Origin of the sequence: Cysteiniphilum marinum (assembly GCF_014857925.1) — a bacterium.
Lineage (GTDB): Bacteria > Pseudomonadota > Gammaproteobacteria > Francisellales > Francisellaceae > Caedibacter > Caedibacter marinus.
Map to the genome: position 1 here is coordinate 15,539 of NZ_JACYVZ010000029.1, position 18,933 is coordinate 34,471.

Annotated in this window: 13 protein-coding genes and 1 riboswitch; of the genes, 12 read left to right on the top strand and 1 reads right to left on the bottom strand. The window is 40.3% G+C overall.

The annotated features are described in order from the left end of the window. Positions 1 to 57 precede the first annotated feature (57 nt). From nusG to IE867_RS11135, 8 genes are all read left to right on the top strand, one after another. Complete coding sequence (nusG, locus tag IE867_RS11100; RefSeq protein WP_192484797.1) at positions 58 to 618, top strand: transcription termination/antitermination protein NusG; 561 nt, start codon at positions 58 to 60, stop codon at positions 616 to 618. A gap of 115 nt (positions 619 to 733) precedes the next feature. Continuing rightward, entirely contained in the window at positions 734 to 1,168 is a 435-nt protein-coding gene (gene rplK, locus IE867_RS11105) for a 50S ribosomal protein L11 (protein WP_192484786.1), read from the top strand. Next, positions 1,168 to 1,863, top strand: coding sequence for a 50S ribosomal protein L1 (rplA, locus tag IE867_RS11110; protein ID WP_192484787.1), 696 nt, complete (start codon positions 1,168 to 1,170; stop codon positions 1,861 to 1,863). Before rplK ends, rplA begins: the two co-directional genes overlap by 1 nt. A 240-nt stretch (positions 1,864 to 2,103) precedes the next feature. Further along, the gene (gene rplJ, locus IE867_RS11115) at positions 2,104 to 2,622 is read left to right on the top strand and encodes a 50S ribosomal protein L10 (RefSeq protein ID WP_192484788.1); all 519 of its coding nucleotides are present in this window, start codon (positions 2,104 to 2,106) and stop codon (positions 2,620 to 2,622) included. A 47-nt stretch (positions 2,623 to 2,669) separates the two neighbouring features. Continuing rightward, positions 2,670 to 3,038 (top strand): 50S ribosomal protein L7/L12, encoded by a 369-nt coding sequence (gene rplL / locus IE867_RS11120; RefSeq protein ID WP_192484789.1) that lies wholly within the window; start codon positions 2,670 to 2,672, stop codon positions 3,036 to 3,038. Positions 3,039 to 3,214: 176 nt separating this feature from the next. Then, complete coding sequence (gene rpoB, locus IE867_RS11125; protein ID WP_192484790.1) at positions 3,215 to 7,306, top strand: DNA-directed RNA polymerase subunit beta; 4,092 nt, start codon at positions 3,215 to 3,217, stop codon at positions 7,304 to 7,306. A 107-nt stretch (positions 7,307 to 7,413) separates the two neighbouring features. Then, the gene (gene rpoC / locus IE867_RS11130) at positions 7,414 to 11,688 is read left to right on the top strand and encodes a DNA-directed RNA polymerase subunit beta' (protein WP_203249894.1); all 4,275 of its coding nucleotides are present in this window, start codon (positions 7,414 to 7,416) and stop codon (positions 11,686 to 11,688) included. Positions 11,689 to 11,846: 158 nt separating this feature from the next. Further along, complete coding sequence (locus tag IE867_RS11135) at positions 11,847 to 13,403, top strand: ATP-binding protein (RefSeq protein WP_203249891.1); 1,557 nt, start codon at positions 11,847 to 11,849, stop codon at positions 13,401 to 13,403. Positions 13,404 to 13,433: 30 nt separating this feature from the next. On the opposite strand, the gene IE867_RS11140 is transcribed toward IE867_RS11135, so the two are convergent. Further along, positions 13,434 to 14,192, bottom strand: coding sequence for an indole-3-glycerol phosphate synthase TrpC (locus tag IE867_RS11140; RefSeq protein WP_192484791.1), 759 nt, complete (start codon positions 14,190 to 14,192; stop codon positions 13,434 to 13,436). A 62-nt stretch (positions 14,193 to 14,254) separates the two neighbouring features. Between IE867_RS11140 and IE867_RS11145 the strand changes: the two genes are divergently transcribed. The 4 genes from IE867_RS11145 (at position 14,255) to dapA (ending at position 18,432) form a co-directional block, all read left to right on the top strand. Further along, positions 14,255 to 15,130, top strand: a complete 876-nt coding sequence (locus IE867_RS11145; RefSeq protein WP_192484792.1) for a glycosyltransferase family 2 protein — start codon at positions 14,255 to 14,257, stop codon at positions 15,128 to 15,130. An 89-nt stretch (positions 15,131 to 15,219) separates the two neighbouring features. Next, a riboswitch (Lysine riboswitch) is annotated at positions 15,220 to 15,396 on the top strand. A 74-nt stretch (positions 15,397 to 15,470) separates the two neighbouring features. Continuing rightward, positions 15,471 to 16,865 (top strand): lysine-sensitive aspartokinase 3, encoded by a 1,395-nt coding sequence (gene lysC, locus IE867_RS11150; protein ID WP_192484793.1) that lies wholly within the window; start codon positions 15,471 to 15,473, stop codon positions 16,863 to 16,865. Next, positions 16,862 to 17,536 (top strand): dihydrodipicolinate reductase C-terminal domain-containing protein, encoded by a 675-nt coding sequence (locus IE867_RS11155; RefSeq protein WP_192484794.1) that lies wholly within the window; start codon positions 16,862 to 16,864, stop codon positions 17,534 to 17,536. The genes lysC and IE867_RS11155 overlap by 4 nt, the downstream gene beginning before the upstream one ends. After that, on the top strand, positions 17,527 to 18,432 hold the full coding sequence (dapA, locus tag IE867_RS11160; RefSeq protein ID WP_192484795.1) for a 4-hydroxy-tetrahydrodipicolinate synthase: 906 nt from the start codon (positions 17,527 to 17,529) through the stop codon (positions 18,430 to 18,432). The genes IE867_RS11155 and dapA overlap by 10 nt, the downstream gene beginning before the upstream one ends. The last annotated feature ends 501 nt before the right edge of the window (positions 18,433 to 18,933 follow it).

An 18,933-nucleotide genomic window follows, 5' to 3' on the forward strand; every position in this document is an offset into this window, starting at 1 on the left:
GCGGATGAGAAAGATGTGCCAAATGAGCAAATCGAAACAGAATCTACTCAATCAGATATGGAAGTAGAGAGTGGTGGTAAAAAGAGATGGTATGTCATTCAAGCTTATTCAGGTTATGAAAAGCGGGTTAAATCTCAGATTGAAGAGAAAATAAAGCTAGAAGGCTTAGAGCACTTTTTTGGCAAGATATTAGTTCCAACTGAAGAAGTCGTTGAGATGAAGGCTGGTCAAAAGCGTAAAAGTGAACGTAAATTCTTTCCTGGCTATGTTTTGATTCAGATGGAGATGGATGAGGCCGCTTGGCAGCTTGTGCGCCGCACGCCACGTGTTAGTGGTTTTGTTGGTGGAACGAGTGAACGCCCAATGCCGATTAGCAATGTTGAGGCTGAAAGAATTTTAGGCACATTAAAAACAGGTGCGGATAAAACAGCACCGAAACCACGTACCACGTTTCAAGTTGGGCAAGTGGTTCGTGTATTGGATGGTCCGTTTGCTGACTTCACTGGTGTGGTTGAAGAAATCAACTATGAAAAATCACGTGTGCATGTTGCGGTTTCAATTTTTGGGCGTTCTACACCTGTTGAGCTTGAGTTCTCACAGGTTGAGAAAGACGCTTAGGAGTTTGTTGCTGAGTTAAATCAGTGATATGAGGTGCTTAATACTAGATGTTAAGCAAAAAATAATAGGGAAGCTATTTGTGAAAATAGCGTTATACCCAAAGTAGGAGTAAATAATGGCAAAGAAAGTACAAGCTTATATTAAGCTTCAGGTGAAAGCAGGGCAAGCAAACCCGAGCCCTCCAATTGGTCCAGCATTGGGTCAGCACGGTGTTAATATTATGGAGTTCTGTAAAGCATTTAATGCGCAGACGCAAAAAATGGAACAAGGTGCGCCGGTTCCTGTTGTGATTACTGTGTATAGCGACAGAAGTTTCACATTTACAATGAAAACACCGCCGGCTTCATTTTTGTTAAAGAAGGCTGCTAAGATTAAATCTGGTAGTTCAAATCCTTCTAAAGATGTTGCAGGTACGGTTAATCGTGAGCAATTAGAAGAAATCGCTAAGACAAAAGAGCCTGATTTAACAGCAGCTGACATGGATGCTGCCGTTAGAACAATTGCAGGTAGTGCGCGTAGCATGGGTCTTAAAGTTGAGGGGGTTGAATAATGGCTAAGTTATCAAAAAGAATGAAATCTTTGGCTGAAAAAGTAAATAAATTAGATGCGTATTCAGCAACTGATGCATTCAACCTTTTAAAAGAACTTTCAAAAGTTAAATTCAAAGAATCTATCGATGTTGCGGTAAACCTAGGTGTTGATCCACGTAAATCTGATCAGGTTGTGCGTGGCGCCTCTGTGTTGCCAAATGGTACAGGCAAAACAGTTCGCGTTGCTGTGTTCACGCAAGGTGAGAATGCAACCAAGGCAACTGAAGCTGGTGCTGATATCGTTGGTATGGAGGATTTGGCTGCTGAAGTTAAGAAAGGCAATATGGATTTTGATGTTGTGATTGCAACACCTGATGCAATGCGTGTTGTTGGTCAGCTAGGTCAAATTCTTGGTCCTAAAGGCTTAATGCCAAACCCTAAAGTTGGTACGGTAACAACTGATGTTGCTCAAGCAGTTACTAATGCAAAAGCAGGTCAGGTTCGCTTCCGCGTTGATAAGGCAGGTATCGTGCATACAACAATCGGTAAAGCTGATTTTGAGCCAGCCGCTTTACAGCAAAACTTAGAAACGCTTTTGGCAGACCTTAAAAAACTTAAGCCTGCAACAGCAAAAGGCGTTTATATTAAGAAGATCACAGTGTCTAGTACAATGGGTCCTGGGATTATGCTTGACATGAGTGCAATCGAGGTTTAAGATAACGAGCCTTTTTTGTGTGCCTTGGTGCGATTTTGTGCTAAGGACTTAAACAAGTTTCTTTGGGTCGCTACTTAATGTCATGTTAAGTCAGTGATGTCAAAGACCGTAGGTGTGGTCGCAAGATCGCTTAATTTCCTACGCAGACGGTGCGTGTGACCTTTGAAGAGAATAAATTTTTTATTTGGTTTCAAACATCGTATTAAATAATAACGTAGACAAAAACAAGAGGATTAGCTAATGGCGCTAAAGCTTGAAGATAAAAAAGCGATTGTGGCAGAAGTTGCCGAACAGGCATCCTTGGCATTGTCTGCAGCGGTAGCTGATTACCGTGGCTTGACTGTGAATCAAATGAGTGATTTACGCAAACAGGCTCGTGAATCAGGTGTGTACTTGAAAGTTGTTCGCAATAACTTAGCAAGAATCGCATTTAAAGGAACTGAGTTTGAGTGCATGAATGATGCGCTTGTCGGTCCTTTAGTATTGGCTTTCTCGAAAGAAGAGCCAGGCGCGGCAGCTAAATTATTCAAAGGTTTTATGAAAGATCATAAAGCTTTTGAAGTGAAAAACTTAGCAATGGGCGGTGAGTTGTTTGGCGCGGATAAGCTAGAAGAAATGTCTAAGCTTCCAAGCAGAAACGACGCGCTTGCGTTATTGTGCAATGTATTACTTGCACCTGTTACCAAGTTTGTGCGTACAGCTAACGAGATTCCAGCGCAAGCTGTTCGTGTGTTCGCTGCTGTTGGTGATGCAAAATAAAAACCACTTTTCGTTTTTGAAATTAAATTATTTAATAGGAGTATATAATGACTAAAGAAGATATCCTAAATGCAGTTGCTGAAATGAGCGTTATGGAAGTTTGTGAGTTGGTTAAAATGATGGAAGAAAAATTCGGTGTTTCTGCACAAGCTGCTGTTGCAGTTGCTGCGCCTGCTGCAGGTGATGCTGCCGCTGCAGAAGAGAAAACTGAATTTGACGTTGTTTTAGTTGATGCAGGTTCTAACAAAGTTGGCGCGATCAAAGCAGTTCGTGCAGCAACTGGCTTAGGTCTTAAAGAAGCAAAAGATGCTGTTGAAGGCGTGCCTTTCACAATCAAAGAAGCTGCTTCTAAAGATGATGCTGAAGCACTTAAAAAACAGCTTGAAGAAGCTGGTGCTAAGGTTGAGCTTAAGTAATCAAACGATTATTTTAAGTTAAAAAGTAAAGGCTGGCAGGTGTTTTACCTGTTGGCCTTTTCTGCTATCTAACAAATAGCATTTGTAGATGTGTCTGTAATTGCAGATAAATAAAGTTTTCCAAACTTTTGGCATGATTTAGTGGTTAAAACGAATGTAGTCAGAGGAAGTGCCTGATGTCGTACTCATACGCTGAGAAAAAAAGAATCCGTAAAGAATTTGGGAACCTTCCTAATATTCTAGATGTTCCATATTTGCTTGCTGTTCAAGTAAATTCATATAAAGAGTTTTTACAACAAGATGTAAAAGCGCAAAGCCGTAAAAATAACGGTTTAGAAGCAGCTTTTAAATCGGTTTTCCCTATAGCAAGCGTTTCAGGGTATTCCGAGCTTCACTATGTAAGCTACCGTTTAGGTGAGCCTGTTTTTGATGAAAACGAATGTGGTATTAGAGGGGTAACCTATGCCGCGCCTTTACGTGTTAAGCTGAGATTGGTGATATATGACAAAGAAGCGCCAGTAGAAGATAAAGTGATTAAAGATGTCCGTGAGCAGGAAGTATATATGGGTGAAATCCCATTAATGACTGATAACGGGACCTTCGTGATCAATGGTACAGAGCGTGTGGTTGTATCGCAACTTCATCGTTCGCCAGGTGTGTTCTTTGATCATGATAAAGGCAAAACACATTCCTCAGGTAAAATATTACACTCAGCACGCGTGATCCCATATCGTGGGTCATGGCTAGATTTTGAATTTGACCCAAAAGACTTACTTTATGTGCGTATAGATAGACGTCGTAAATTACCATCTACCGTGTTGCTAAAAGCACTTGGCTACACTGAGGATGAGTTATTAAAGATTTTTTATGAACCGGTTGAATTCGCTGTCGAAGATGGCGCATTAATGATGACCTTTGATCCGGATTCATTAAAGGGGACAACAGCCTCATTTGATGTTGTTAACAAAGAAGGCAAAGTACTAGTTGCGGAAGGCAAACGTATTACCGCAAGACATACTAAGCTTATGAAAGAGCAAGGCTTAAATCAAATCGAAGTCCCTGTTTCTTATGTTGTTGGCAAGGTGTTATATTCACGCATTGTTGATGAAACATCCGGTGAGGTAATCGCGCAGGCTAATGAAGAGATTACACCTGCATTATTGGAAAAATTATCTGATCGCGGTATTACAACATTCCAAACGCTTAACACAAATGACTTGGATCGTGGCGCTTACATTGCTGATACATTACGCAATGATGTGTGTCGTGATCGTGATGAAGCGTTAGTTGAAATTTATCGCATGATGCGCCCAGGTGAGCCACCAACGAAAGATTCAGCAGAGAATCTTTTCCAAGGTCTATTCTTCTCAGAAGATCGTTATGATCTATCTGCAGTGGGTCGCATGAAGTTTAACAATCGTTTGGGACGTAAATCAGATAAAGGTTTAGGTGTTTTAACGAAAGAAGATATTATCGATGTTGTTAAAACATTGATTAATATTCGTGATGGTCGCGGTGATGTTGATGATATTGATCACTTAGGAAATCGTCGTATCCGTGCAGTTGGTGAGATGACTGAAAACCAGTTCAGAATCGGTTTGGTGCGTGTTGAAAGATCAGTGCGTGAGCGTTTATCAATGGTTGATCGTGAAAGTGCGATGCCACAGGATCTTGTTAATGCTAAGCCAATTACGGCTTCGATTAAAGAATTCTTTGGTTCAGGTGCATTGTCACAATTTATGGATCAAGATAACCCATTATCAGAAGTAACTCATAAGCGTCGTATTTCAGCGTTAGGACCAGGTGGTTTATCAAGAGACCGTGCAGGCTTTGAAGTACGTGACGTCCATACAACACATTATGGTCGTTTATGTCCGATTGAAACACCAGAAGGTCCAAACATTGGTTTGATCAACTCTTTGGCATGTTATGCGCGTACCAATCACTATGGTTTCTTAGAAGCGCCATATCGCAAGGTAATTGATGGTGTTGCCACCGACGAGATTGATTATTTATCGGCAATTGATGAGAGTAATTATGTGATCGCTCAAGCATCTGCTGCGATGGATAAAAAAGGCCGTCTAACTGATGAATTAATTCAGTGTCGTTCAAAAGGTGAGACAATTTTTACAACAGCTGATCAGGTTCAATATATGGACGTTTCAGCGAAACAAATGGTATCTGTTGCCGCAGCCCTTATCCCATTCTTGGAGCATGATGATGCGAACCGTGCATTGATGGGTTCAAACATGCAACGTCAAGCTGTACCAACACTTAGAGCTGAGAAGCCATTAGTGGGTACTGGGATGGAGCGTATTGTCGCGCGTGATTCAGGTACGTGTATTGTCGCTAAACGTTCAGGTGTTGTTGATGCCGTTGATGGTGGTCGTATCGTTGTTTGTGCGAGTAATGACGAAATCAATGAAGGTGATTCTGTTGTTGATATTTATAACTTAACAAAATTCCGTCGTTCGAATAAAAATACCTGTATTAACCAACGCCCAATTGTGCATCCTGGTGATGTTGTAAAAAAAGGTGATGTGTTAGCAGATGGTTCATCGACTGATATGGCGGAATTAGCCTTAGGTCAAAACTTACTTGTGGCATTTATGCCATGGAATGGTTTTAACTTTGAGGATTCAATTCTCCTATCAGAGCGTATTGTTGAAGATGATCGTTATACCTCTATCCATATTGAAGAATTAACTTGTATTGCACGTGATACAAAGTTAGGTGCTGAAGAAATTACTTCAGATATTCCTAATGTCAGTGAGCATGCACTAAACAAATTAGATGAAGCGGGTATTATTCATATTGGTGCCAATGTCGCCCCTGGTGATGTTTTGGTTGCTAAGATCACGCCTAAGGCCGAGCAGCAATTAACACCTGAAGAAAAGCTACTACGCGCTATCTTTGGTGAAAAAGCATCAGATGTTAAAGACAGTTCATTAAGAATGCCAACTGGTATGTATGGTACAGTTATTAATGTTCAAGTATTTACGCGTGATGGTTTAGAAAAAGATCAGCGTTCTGTTGAAATTGAAAAAGCAGAATTAGCACGTATTCGTAAAGATTTACGTGATGAATATCGCATTGTTGAAGGTGCAGTGCGCTCTTATTTATTGCAAGAGCTAAATGGCAAGAAAGCGCTAGCAGGTCCTAGTGGCTTAAAGCGTGGACAAGAGATTACTAAAGAGTATCTAAAAAATCTTGAACTTGTTCAGTGGCTTGATATTCGTGCAGAAGATGAAGCAACGATGGAAGCAATTACACGTTGTAAAGCACAGATTGAACAAGCGCGCAAAGACTTTGAAACTAAGTTTGAAGCCAAGCGCAAGAAGCTTACCCAAGGTGATGATTTATCTCCAGGCGTTCTTAAGATCGTTAAAGTATTTGTTGCGGTTAAACGCCGTATTCAACCAGGGGACAAAATGGCGGGTCGCCATGGTAATAAGGGTGTTGTTTCACGCATTCTACCAATTGAGGATATGCCTTATCTTGAAGATGGTACACCTATGGACATCGTCTTAAACCCACTAGGGGTTCCATCACGTATGAACATCGGTCAGGTACTTGAGACGCATATGGGTATGGCAGCAAGAGCATTAGGACATAAAGTCTCAGATGCGCTTGAAGCAAGTCAAAAAGCACAAGATATTCGTAAGACTTTAGAAGAAGTCTATAACACGATCGGTAATAAGAAAGTTGAATTAAGTCAGCTTGATGATGATCAAGTGATTGAAATGGCGTATAACCTAAGAGCAGGTGTACCTATTGCAACCCCTGTGTTTGATGGTGCTAAAGAGAAAGATATCAAAGACCTTCTAAAACTTTGTGGCTTAAATGAAAGTGGTCAAGCTCAACTTTATGATGGGCGTACTGGCTTACCATTTGATCGCCATGTAACCGTTGGTTATATGTATATGTTGAAGTTAGACCATTTGGTTGATGACAAAATGCATGCGCGTTCAACAGGTTCTTATAGTTTGGTTACGCAGCAGCCACTGGGTGGTAAAGCACAGTTTGGTGGTCAGCGTTTTGGTGAGATGGAGGTTTGGGCACTACAAGCTTATGGTGCTGCTTATACACTTCGTGAAATGTTGACGGTTAAATCGGATGATGTGAATGGCCGTACCAGAATGTACAAAAATATTGTTGATGGTAATTTCAAGATGGATGCAAGTCTGCCTGAATCTTTCAATGTATTGATGAAAGAAGTACGTGCATTGGGTATTGATATTGACCTTGAGTCTGATTTAGAAAACTAAACGCACTTTAGTTGTCGTGATGAAACAGCTGCAGGTATAGCCTGTAGCATTTTGATTTAAAACTTTGCAAAAATAGGAGTAGAGCCTTGAAAAACTTACTAGGCGGTATGAAACAGCAAGGTAAAGATTTAGAGTTTGACCGTATTCGTGTCGGTCTGGCGTCACCTGAAATGATTCACTCATGGTCATATGGTGAGGTGAAAAAACCAGAAACCATTAATTATCGTACATTCAAGCCAGAAAGAGATGGTTTGTTTTGTGCTAAAATCTTTGGTCCAATCAAAGATTACGAATGTTTGTGTGGTAAATACAAGCGTTTAAAGCATCGAGGTATCATTTGCGAGAAGTGTGGTGTTGAAGTCACACAAGCGCGTGTGCGTCGTGAGCGTATGGGGCATATTGATTTGGCTTGTCCTGTAGCGCATATTTGGTATTTGAAATCACTACCATCGCGTATTGGTTTGTTATTAGATATGACATTACGCGATATCGAGCGTATTTTATATTTTGAAGCATATGCAGTGACTGATCCTGGGATGACGCCTTTTGAAAAAGGGCAGTTACTCAATGAAGAAACGTATCTTGATGCATTAGAAGAGTATGGTGATGAATTTGAAGCACAAATGGGTGCTGAAGCAATTCAGAAGTTATTAATTGACACCGATCTTAATCATGAGATTGAAACGATTCGTGAAGAGATCCCAGCAACCAATTCAGAAACCAAGCTTAAGAAATTAACAAAGCGTTTGAAATTATTAGAATCATTCCGTGAATCAGGTAATAAACCTGAGTGGATGATTATGACGGTTCTACCGGTGTTACCACCGGATTTGCGTCCATTAGTACCATTAGATGGTGGTCGTTTTGCAACCTCTGATTTGAACGATCTATATCGTCGTGTGATTAACCGCAACAATCGTTTAAAGCGTCTTTTAGAGCTAAATGCACCTGATATCATCGTACGTAACGAAAAGCGTATGTTGCAAGAGTCAGTTGATGCATTATTGGATAATGGCCGTCGTGGACGTGCGGTAACTGGTTCAAATAAACGCGCCTTAAAATCATTAGCAGATATGATCAAAGGTAAACAAGGTCGTTTCCGTCAAAACCTTTTAGGTAAGCGTGTTGACTATTCTGGACGTTCAGTAATTACCGTTGGTCCGACATTGCGCTTACACCAATGTGGTTTACCAAAGAAGATGGCATTAGAGCTATTTAAGCCATTTATCTATTCAAAACTTGAGCATTATGAGCATGCGACAACGATTAAAGCGGCTAAGAAAATGGTTGAGCGTGAAGAAGCTGTTGTTTGGGATATCCTAGAAGAGGTGATCCGTGAGCATCCAGTGCTTCTTAACCGTGCACCAACGCTGCATAGATTAGGTATTCAAGCATTTGAACCAACTTTGATTGAAGGTAAAGCTATTCAGTTGCATCCATTAGTTTGTACGGCATTTAACGCTGACTTTGACGGGGATCAGATGGCGGTTCACGTACCATTGACGATTGAAGCGCAGCTTGAAGCGCGCGTGTTGATGATGTCAACCAATAACATCTTATCTCCGGCAAGTGGGTCTCCTGTGATAGCGCCAACGCAGGATATTGTCCTAGGTCTTTATTATGTGACGCGCGAAAAGGTGAATGCTAAAGGTGAAGGTAAATTATTCGCTGATTTATTACACGTTCAACGTGCATATGACGCAGGTGTTGTTGATATTCATGCCAAGATCAAAGTACGTTTGGATCACAAAGTATTACTTGAATCTGGCGAGTATATCGATGAGAAAGGTATTGTTGAAACAACGGTTGGTCGTGCTTTATTATCAAGCATCCTACCGGAAGGTTTACCGTTTTCATTGATTAACCAACCATTGACTAAGAAGACAGTGGGTAAGATTATCGATCAATGCTATCGTCGCTTAGGTACAAAAGCCACGGTGATTTTTGCTGACCAATTAATGTATGCCGGTTATAAGTATTCAACAAAATCAGGTATTTCAATCGGTATCAACGATATGATTATTCCTGATGCTAAAGTAGGTATTTTGGCTGAAGCTGAAGGTCAAGTTAAAGAAATTTCTGAGCAATATGCAAGTGGTTTGGTTACTGCAGGTGAGCGTTACAACAAAGTAATTGATATTTGGTCACGTGCTAACGAGAAAGTTGCCAAATCCATGATGGAAGTGATTGCAAAAGAAAAAGTTGCTGATAAAACCGGTAGTGAAATTGAGCAAGAGTCATTTAACTCAGTATACATGATGGCAGATTCAGGTGCGCGGGGTTCTGCTGCACAGATCAGACAGCTGGCTGGTATGCGTGGTTTGATGGCAAAACCAGATGGCTCGATTATTGAAACGCCAATTACGGCAAACTTCCGTGAAGGGCTATCGGTTTTACAATACTTTACATCAACGCATGGTGCTCGTAAGGGTCTTGCTGATACAGCATTAAAAACAGCTAACTCAGGTTATTTAACACGTCGTCTTGTTGATGTAGCACAAGATCTTGTAATTATTGAAGATGACTGTGGTACACAAAAAGGGGTAACAGTTTCTGCCTTGATTGAAGGTGGTGATGTGGTTGTACCTTTGGGTGAGCGTCTCTTGGGGCGCGTTAATGCTGAAGATATCTACAAGCCAGGTGAAGATGAGATCTTGGTTGAATCAGGTACATTGCTTGATGAGAAAGTCGTTGAGTTGATCGAGAAAAATGGTGTTGACCAAGTGATCATTCGTTCATCGATTACTTGTGAAACACGTCGTGGCTTATGTGCTAAGTGTTATGGACGTGACCTTGCGCGTGGACATTTGGTTAATATGGGTGAGTCAGTTGGTGTTGTCGCAGCACAATCCATTGGTGAGCCAGGTACACAGTTAACGATGCGTACGTTCCATATTGGTGGTGCGGCATCGCAGGATACTGCTGAAAACAATGTTCAGATTAAAAATGGCGGGCGTATTAAATTTAATAATATTAAAACTGTTAAAAACCGTGAAGGTAACCACGTAGTTGTTTCACGTTCAGGTGAAATTAGTATTATTGATAAGTTTGGACGTGAGCGCGAGAAGTACAAAGTACCATACGGTGCTGAGTTACCGGTCAATGATAATGCACAAGTTAAAGCAGGTGCCGTTGTCGCAACATGGGACCCGCATACACATCCAGTAGTTGCTGAGGTTGCTGGACATATTAACTTCGTTGACTTTATTGATGGTGTGACGATGAAGCATCAAGCAGATGAAATGACAGGACTTTCAAGTATTGTTATTACTTCTGATTCACAAAAAAGTGGTAATAGAGACATCAAACCATTGGTGCGCTTGATTGATGAAGTCGGTGAGGAACTATGTTTCCCTAATACGAATATTCCAGCAAGCTATTTCATGCCAGTGGGTGCGATTTTGAATATTGAAAATGGCACTAAGATCGAAGTGGGTGACGTTATCGCGCGTATTCCACAGGAAGGCTCTAAAAACAAGGATATTACTGGGGGTCTACCACGCGTGGCAGACTTGTTTGAAGCGCGTCGTCCTAAAGATGCCGCAATTATGGCAGAAACTTCAGGTATTGTTAGCTTCGGTAAAGAAACAAAAGGCAAACGCCGTTTGGTTATCTCGCCAGAAGATATGGATCCGATTGAAATTATGATCCCTAAATGGCGTCATATTAACGTATTTGAAGGTGAGCATGTTTCTAAGGGTGAGATCATTTCTGATGGACCATTAGATCCACATGAAATCTTGCGTTTAAAAGGCGTACATGAGCTTGCTGATTACATTATCAATGAAATCCAAGAAGTTTATCGCTTACAAGGTGTGGGTATTAATGATAAACATATCGAGACGGTTATTCGTCAGATGTTGCGTAAGGTTAATATCTTAGCTGCAGGTGATAGTAAGTTTGTTGATGGTGAACCGGTTGAGTTGGTTCAAGTCTTGGAAGAAAATGAGAAGCTGCGTGCAGAAGGCAAGTTAGAAGCGATTTATGAACCAATTCTGTTGGGTATCACAAAAGCATCATTGTCGACAGAATCCTTCCTGTCAGCAGCTTCTTTCCAAGAAACTACGCGCGTACTTACAGAAGCTTCAGTCAGTGGACAAGAAGATCAATTGCGTGGCTTGAAAGAAAACGTATTGATTGGGCGCTTGATTCCATCTGGTACGGGGCTTGCTCATCACCAAGAGCGTAAGCGTAAGCACTTACAAGAACAAGAAGCATTAGAAACAGGTCCATCAATGGATGAGCTTGAAATGGCGCTAAGTGCGGCATTAAATGCGGATGCTGAAGAAAATAGTGTCGATCTTGAAGACCTATTTGTTACCGGTGATGACGATCTTGACGAAAACAAAAGACAAGACGATGATGAGGACTATGACGAATAGTCATTGATTTTCTGAAATTAAATATAACTTGAAGCCTCGTTGGGAATATCCCGACGGGGCTTTTTTGTTTAGCGCATTGATTAAAAAAAGGGGCGCAAACTTGAGTTTTTTTATTAACAATATAAGATGTCCAGTAGCATATAAGAGGGAAAGTTAACATGATGAAAAAGCTTCCAATAGGTATTTCAAGTCTAGAGAAAATTGTGAGCGGTAATTATGTTTATATTGATAAGACAAAGCACATTAGTGATTTGATCACCCAAGGTGGTGGATTTTATTTTCTATCACGACCACGTCGTTTTGGGAAGTCACTGCTTATTGATACGATCAGACAGCTTTTCTTAGCTAAACAAGCGTTGTTTAAAGGGCTTTATATAGAAAAATACTGGGATTGGCAGATAAAGCATCCAGTATTGCATTTTACCTTTGGTGAAGGTAATGCCACTTCAGCTGAAATGCTAGATGCAAAAATGGCAAGATTTCTAGATGAATATTATCAGAACTATCAAATCAATAATGTCTATACTGAGATTAGTAGTCGTTTTGCTTATTTAATTGAACAGTTGGCAAAAAAATATAGCAAGGTAGTGATTCTTGTTGATGAATATGATAAGCCGATACTGGATAATATTGACAATCTTGAGATTGCTAAAGCCATGCGTGGACGATTGCGAAACTTCTATAGCGTGATTAAGTCACAAGACCTTAATATTCAATTTGCTATGCTAACTGGTGTCTCGCGTTTCACTAAAATTAGCATTTTTAGTGAGCTGAATAATTTAAATGACATTAGTTTAGATCCTCATTATGCTGACATTTGTGGCTATACACAGGCAGAGTTAGAGCAAGGATTTAAAAAACATCTTCAAATAGGTGATGTAGACTCTGCCAAGCTTACGCGCTGGTATAATGGCTATAATTTTGCTGGAAAGGATGCACAAAAGGTTTATAACCCTTTTGATATTTTATTATTTATAGACAAAGGTTATCGTTATCAGAATTATTGGTTTGAAACGGCAACACCGACTTTTTTAATTAAAATGATTGAGAAAAGTCGCTACTTTATTCCAAACTTAGAAAACATTATTGTTATTGAAGACCTTCTAAAAACTTTTGATATAGATAATATGCCAATTGAGACTTTATTGTTTCAAGCAGGTTATCTAACGATCAAAGAGGCGACAACGGTCGGCACTCAGTATGCCTATGTATTGACCTACCCAAATTTGGAAGTTAAAGCTAGCCTAAATGGTGCATTGGCAACGATAGCTTCAAATATGACGATTAAAAATCAGAATTTAATAAGAATTGCTCAGGCTATGCAAAATAATGAATTTGAGCAGTTGCAAATTATTTTAAGCAGTCATTTTGCTTCTATCCCGAACGATTGGTATCGCAATAATCCAATTGATCAATACGAAGGCTTTTATGCGAGTATTGTCTATAGTTATTTAACTGCATTAGGCTATCATACGGTGGCTGAAGATGTGACTAATCAAGGGAGGATTGATTTAAGCATCATTATGCCTGATAAGGTATTGATTATCGAATTTAAGCTTAATCGATATGGTGATGCCAAGGAAGCTATTGCTCAGATAAAAGATAAGAAATATTCACAGAAATATATAGCCTTATCTAAACCAATTTATTTAATTGGGATGAGCTTTGATCCAGTAGGGCGTAATGTTATTGATCTACAGGTGGAAAAGTGTTGATGGTTGAACTTTAACTTTTTAAGCTAGCAATTAGGGTGTGCCTGCATTGATAGCCTCTTGTAAAAAAGCAACTTTATCCTCAGCACGCATTAAAGCTGTTCCTGCTAACACCCCGTCACAAGTGTAGCCAAAATGATGAAGGTCTTGAGGGGTTTTCGCACCTGATAGGCTCAATAGCGTAATATCTTGAGGTACAATTTTTTGTAGACGTACGATGTTGTCAGTATCCATTTCAAGTGTATCTAAATTGCGATTATTAACACCGATTAATTTGGCATTACAGGCTAAGGCTATTTCTGTTTCTTTCTCATCAAATACTTCGACTAATGCCGTCATGTTAAGTGATTCAACACATTGGATAAGGGTTTGTAAACGCGCTTTGTCTAAGCAGCGCACGATTAAAAGACAGGCATCCGCCCCTTTAAGGCGTGCTTGATAGATTTGTTTTTCATCGATAATGAAGTCTTTGCATAATATTGGGATGGTTACCACATCACGTACTTTGAGAATGTCTTCAAAACACCCACCAAAAAAAGGTTGATCAGTTAAGATAGATAACGCACAAGCACCACCGGCTTGGTAGGCCTTAGCAATTGTAACTGGGTCATAATTAGGGTCAATTACCCCTTCAGAAGGTGATTTGGATTTAAGCTCAGCAATAATTGCAGGTTTGTGTGTTTTTATGGCTTGTAGAAAGTCATATTTTGCAGGAAGTAATGCTGCAGCGGTTAGATCGGGGAGCTGCTTTAGCTCTTGATGTTTGGAATCAATAATTTTTTGTAAAATCACGTTATGTCCTCATTACTTTATGTGTACACTATTAAAAAATAAAAATGTTGAAATGTGGTGCTATGAAATTATCAGGATTTACCTTTTTACGCAATGCCGAGGAGCTATGCTTCCCCTATATTCAGTCAATTCAATCCATTTTACCAATCTGTGATGAGTTCGTGATCGCTTTGGGACAATCGCAAGATAATAGTCCCGAAATATTGCAGCAGTTAGCAAAAGAGCATCCAAAGATTAAAATTATCGAAACAGTATGGAATGAACGTATGCAGGTCAAAGGTTACACCTATGCCCAACAAAAAATGATTGCCCAATTTGCCTGTACTGGGGATTGGCTTTTTTATTTAGAGGGTGATGAGATCGTGCATGAGAATGATCTTCAGACGATTAAAGAGGCGTTGCACCGCTATAAGGATGACCAAGAAGTCGAAGCATTAGCATTTCATTATTACCATTTTTACGGCAACACTAATACGTATCTGTCATCACCAACTTGGTATCGTTATGCGCCAAGAATCATTAAGGCAAGTGTTAGAAGTTATGCACCAGATGGCTTGTATTGGTTGGTTCTTGATCCTAAGAAGTCAAATCGTATCGCACGCTATCCAAAGGCGAAATTACTCGATAACTATATCTATCACTATGGATGGGTACGTCCTGAGGCGGCAATGAGTAAGAAAATCAGCCAAGTGAATAAGCACTGGGGCAAATCTGAAGGCTTTGACTCGAAATATAGTGATATTGATCAACAGATATTAACGGAGTTTAAGGGGACGCATCCGAAGGTTATTGAGGGCTTTTTTGTCAAAGAAGAAGGGCTGTTCAAAGCTAACCCCAATCATGTTCTAACCAAAAAAGAAAAACGCCAACGCTTTAAAATGAAACTTGAGAAATTATTCGGTTTGGACTTAAGTCGCAAGTATTTCAAAAAAATCTAGCATAAAAGTTTTGACAGCTGTAAAAGGCAAACGTTATAGTAAAAAAGTCGCGTTACCGTGACAAAAGATTAAATTTAAAGAGTTTAAAAAATAAAAGAAGAGGTGCGCAAGCTATAGCGCTTTTGTGAAGATCATAACATCTAGTGATCAACAGCAATAGAGCAAGCGCCGAAAGTAATGATGTGTTATGACTGAATTACTTGGGTCTGCTGCTAAAAGGCAGCAGGACTGTCACGTCAACAAAGACGTGGGGCGCTTCGGTTGTATTTGTATTTTTGTCAAACACATAAGTCAAATTTTGCAAAAGCCGTAACCCCGTGTCGATAAATGGAGAAGCTTTATGCAAAACCCTTTTGTCGTCGCGAAGTTTGGAGGCACAAGTGTCGCTAATCTAAACGCGATCTGCCAATGCGCAGAAATTATCAAATCTTCACCAAGTGTGCGCGTAGTGATTGTTAGTGCACAATCAGGGATAACCAATCTCTTGGTAAAGTTGGCGTATCATGTAAAGTCTGTGCATGAGATTTCAGGTATTGTTGATGATATTAAGACCATACTATCGCCAATTGTTGAGGCGATTGATTGTAATCATTTGCACAGTGATATACAGCAGCGAATAGATGATCTTGTGTTTTTGGCGCAAATGAGTGTGCGTCTGAACACCAAAGAACTAAGTGATGAGATATTATCATTTGGTGAGCGGATCTCAGCGCAACTTGTCGCGGCAATCTTTAGACAGAATAAGATTAATGCACAGTATTTTAATGTGCAAACCGTGATGAAGACCAATAGTCATTTCTCTCAAGCAAAGCCCAATCTAGATGAGATTAAAGCGCAAGTGGCGACACATATGTTGCCATTGCTATTTGCTGATCAAGTGCTCATCTGCGAAGGTTTTATTGGCATGGATGCGAAAGGTAAAACAACCACCTTAGGTCGAGGTGGAAGCGACTATAGTGCGGCTCTTTTGGCACAAGCTTTGCAAGCAAAATCGGTGAAAATCTGGACGGATGTCGCGGGCATTTATGAAGCTGATCCACGCATTATTCCACAAGCGCGAGCAATTGAGAGCTTAAGCTTTAATGAAGCAGCTGAGCTTGCTACCTTTGGTGCTAAAGTTTTGCATCCGGCGACCTTATGGCCGGCAATAAGTAGCAATATTGATGTATTTGTGGGCTCTACGTTTTCGCCTAAAATGGGCGGTACTTGGATTACTGCTAAGGCCAATAGCTTAAAGGAGCCATCGCAAATTCGTGCGATTGCTGAGCGTAAAAACCAGCTTTTAATGACACTCAAAAGTTTTGACATGTTTCACGCACAAGGGTTTTTAGCTCAAGTATTTAGTATTTTAGCCAAACACAATATATCGGTTGATTTAGTAACGACAAGTGAAGTAAGTATTGCTTTAACCTTGGATCATATAGGTAGCCAGTCAATCGGTGAAAGCCTATTAACCGAAGCACTATTAGATGAGCTGCAATCCATCGGTAATCTTGAGATTAGTGTTGAGCATAACTTATCATTGATTGCAGTGGTGGGGAATCGATTGCATCAGCACAAAGGAGTAAGTGCTAAGCTCTTTGCCGCCCTTGAAAGTTATAATGTTCGCCTTTTCAGCCACGGCGCAAGCGGGCATAATATCTGTCTGTTAGTAGCAGAAGAAGATGCAAAGGGTGTAATGATGGATATTTATATGTCTCTCTTTAGTGAATCAACTAAGGAGCACGTGCGATGAAAGTAGCAATAATCGGTCGAGGCAAAACGGGTAAAGCTGTACAGGATCTTTTAAAAGAAGATGAGATAAGTGATGTATTTGACTCAAAAAACTTAGTTACTGTGGAGAAACTTAATAAGGCAACAGTGGCAATTATTTTTGTTAGCGCTGATGTTTTAAGACAAATATTGCCCGTTATTTTGCAAAGCAAAGTATCTGTCATTTGCGGCACCACAGGATTTCATTATGATGAAACCTTAATACAACGCATCAAACAATCAGGGCAAACTTGGGTGGTAGCGAATAACTTTAGCTTGTCGATGGTACTGATAAAAGAGATGTTAAATACTTTGGGTAATTTGCAAAACCTAGCTATAAATAGTCACTTTCATTTAACAGAAACACATCACACGCAAAAGCTTGATGCACCCAGTGGTACTGCCGTGTCATGGCAGTCATGGCTTAATGTGAAAGAATGCCCTATTGAGTCTATTCGCAAAGAAGATGTGAAGGGTGAGCATGTATTAAGGATCGAAAATCCTTATGAAACCATTGAATTAAAGCATGTGGCGCATGATCGCAAGCTTTTTGCTGAGGGTGCTGTATGGAGCGCACGCTTCATGTGTGAGAATAAGTTAAATGCTGGTTTTTATCAGTTTGATGAATTAGTAAGAGGTGTGTCATGGCAATAAATATTAACAACAATACCTACACAGCAGTGGTCACGCCAATGTTTGAAAGTGGTGAGATTGACTTGGTAAGTTTTGAGCGACTGCTACGCAAACAAGAAGATGCTGATTGTGGTGTGTTGATTCTAGGTAGCACGGGTGAAGCTTTAGCATTAAGTTATGAAGAACAGTGCCAAGTAGTGAGGTTTGCCTGTGGCTTAGGGCTTAAAGTTCCCTTACTTGTTGGTGTGGGCGGTTATCAGTTAGCTGAGCAGCTTAAGTGGGTTGAGTTTTGTAACGCTCAAGCAGTTGATGGCTTTTTGATGGTCACGCCGATTTATGCCAAACCGGGTACGCAGGGGCAAATTGCTTGGTTTAGTGCATTATTAGACAAAGCAAACAAACCATGTATGTTATATAACGTGCCATCAAGAACAGGGGTGAATCTTTGTTTTGATGCTTTTTCTGCACTTAAGAATCATCCGAATTTATGGGCATTAAAAGAAGCTTCAGGTGATATCTCATGCTTTAAGTGTTATGTACAAATAGCCCCACACGTTAATGTATACAGTGGCGAGGATGCGATGATGCCAGAGCTTGCCAAAGTCGGTTGCAAGGGCTTGGTGTCAGTGGTTTCTAATTTGTGGCCAAAAGAAGCCAAAGCCTATGTCGAAGCTTCTTTGTTCTCTGGAGCAGATGAAGCCTTAAGCCGTTTATGGCAAGATGCAACGGCTGCATGCTTTAGTGTCGCAAACCCGATTCCAGCCAAAGCATGGCTTGCTCATATGGGTGTCATTGATAGTAATGCTTTACGCTTGCCGTTGATTGCTCAAGAGCTAACAAATATTGAGCGTTTGCAACAAGTCGATGCTGAGATTCAAAGTTATTATACCGTTCGTGAATCATTTTGCGGTGTTTAGTGTCGAAGAAGTTTTAAATTCTAAGGATCAAAAATTCAATGACAGCAATACTGTAAGATGGTTTGCGGGCGGTATATTAGCATATCTGTGTCAGTTAAATGTAATGAATAAAGGCTATGACCATATTCCTGCCCACTTTGATTGTGTAAGCGTTGGCTGAGCATAAGTCGAAGCCACTATGAAGTGTGATTTTCCCAAGCTTACCACACTTCGACTAACGCTCAGTGCGTCGCTTCGACTGATGCTCAGTGGACCGCTTCGACTTACGCTCAGGGCACGGTGAGCACTTATAGGTGAATATTTAGTCTTAGAATGAATAAATAACCGGAGTTACGCACTTTAGAAAAAGTCTGCAACTCCAGCAAATAAATATAAAAGGAGATGAGATGATTAAATCTACAGCTCACCGGTTTAATTCTAATCAAGTGTATAATATTAACTTGGTTGGAGCAGATAGATGATAGATTGGATCGTTAATTTAGGGCGTATTGACCCTGTAAA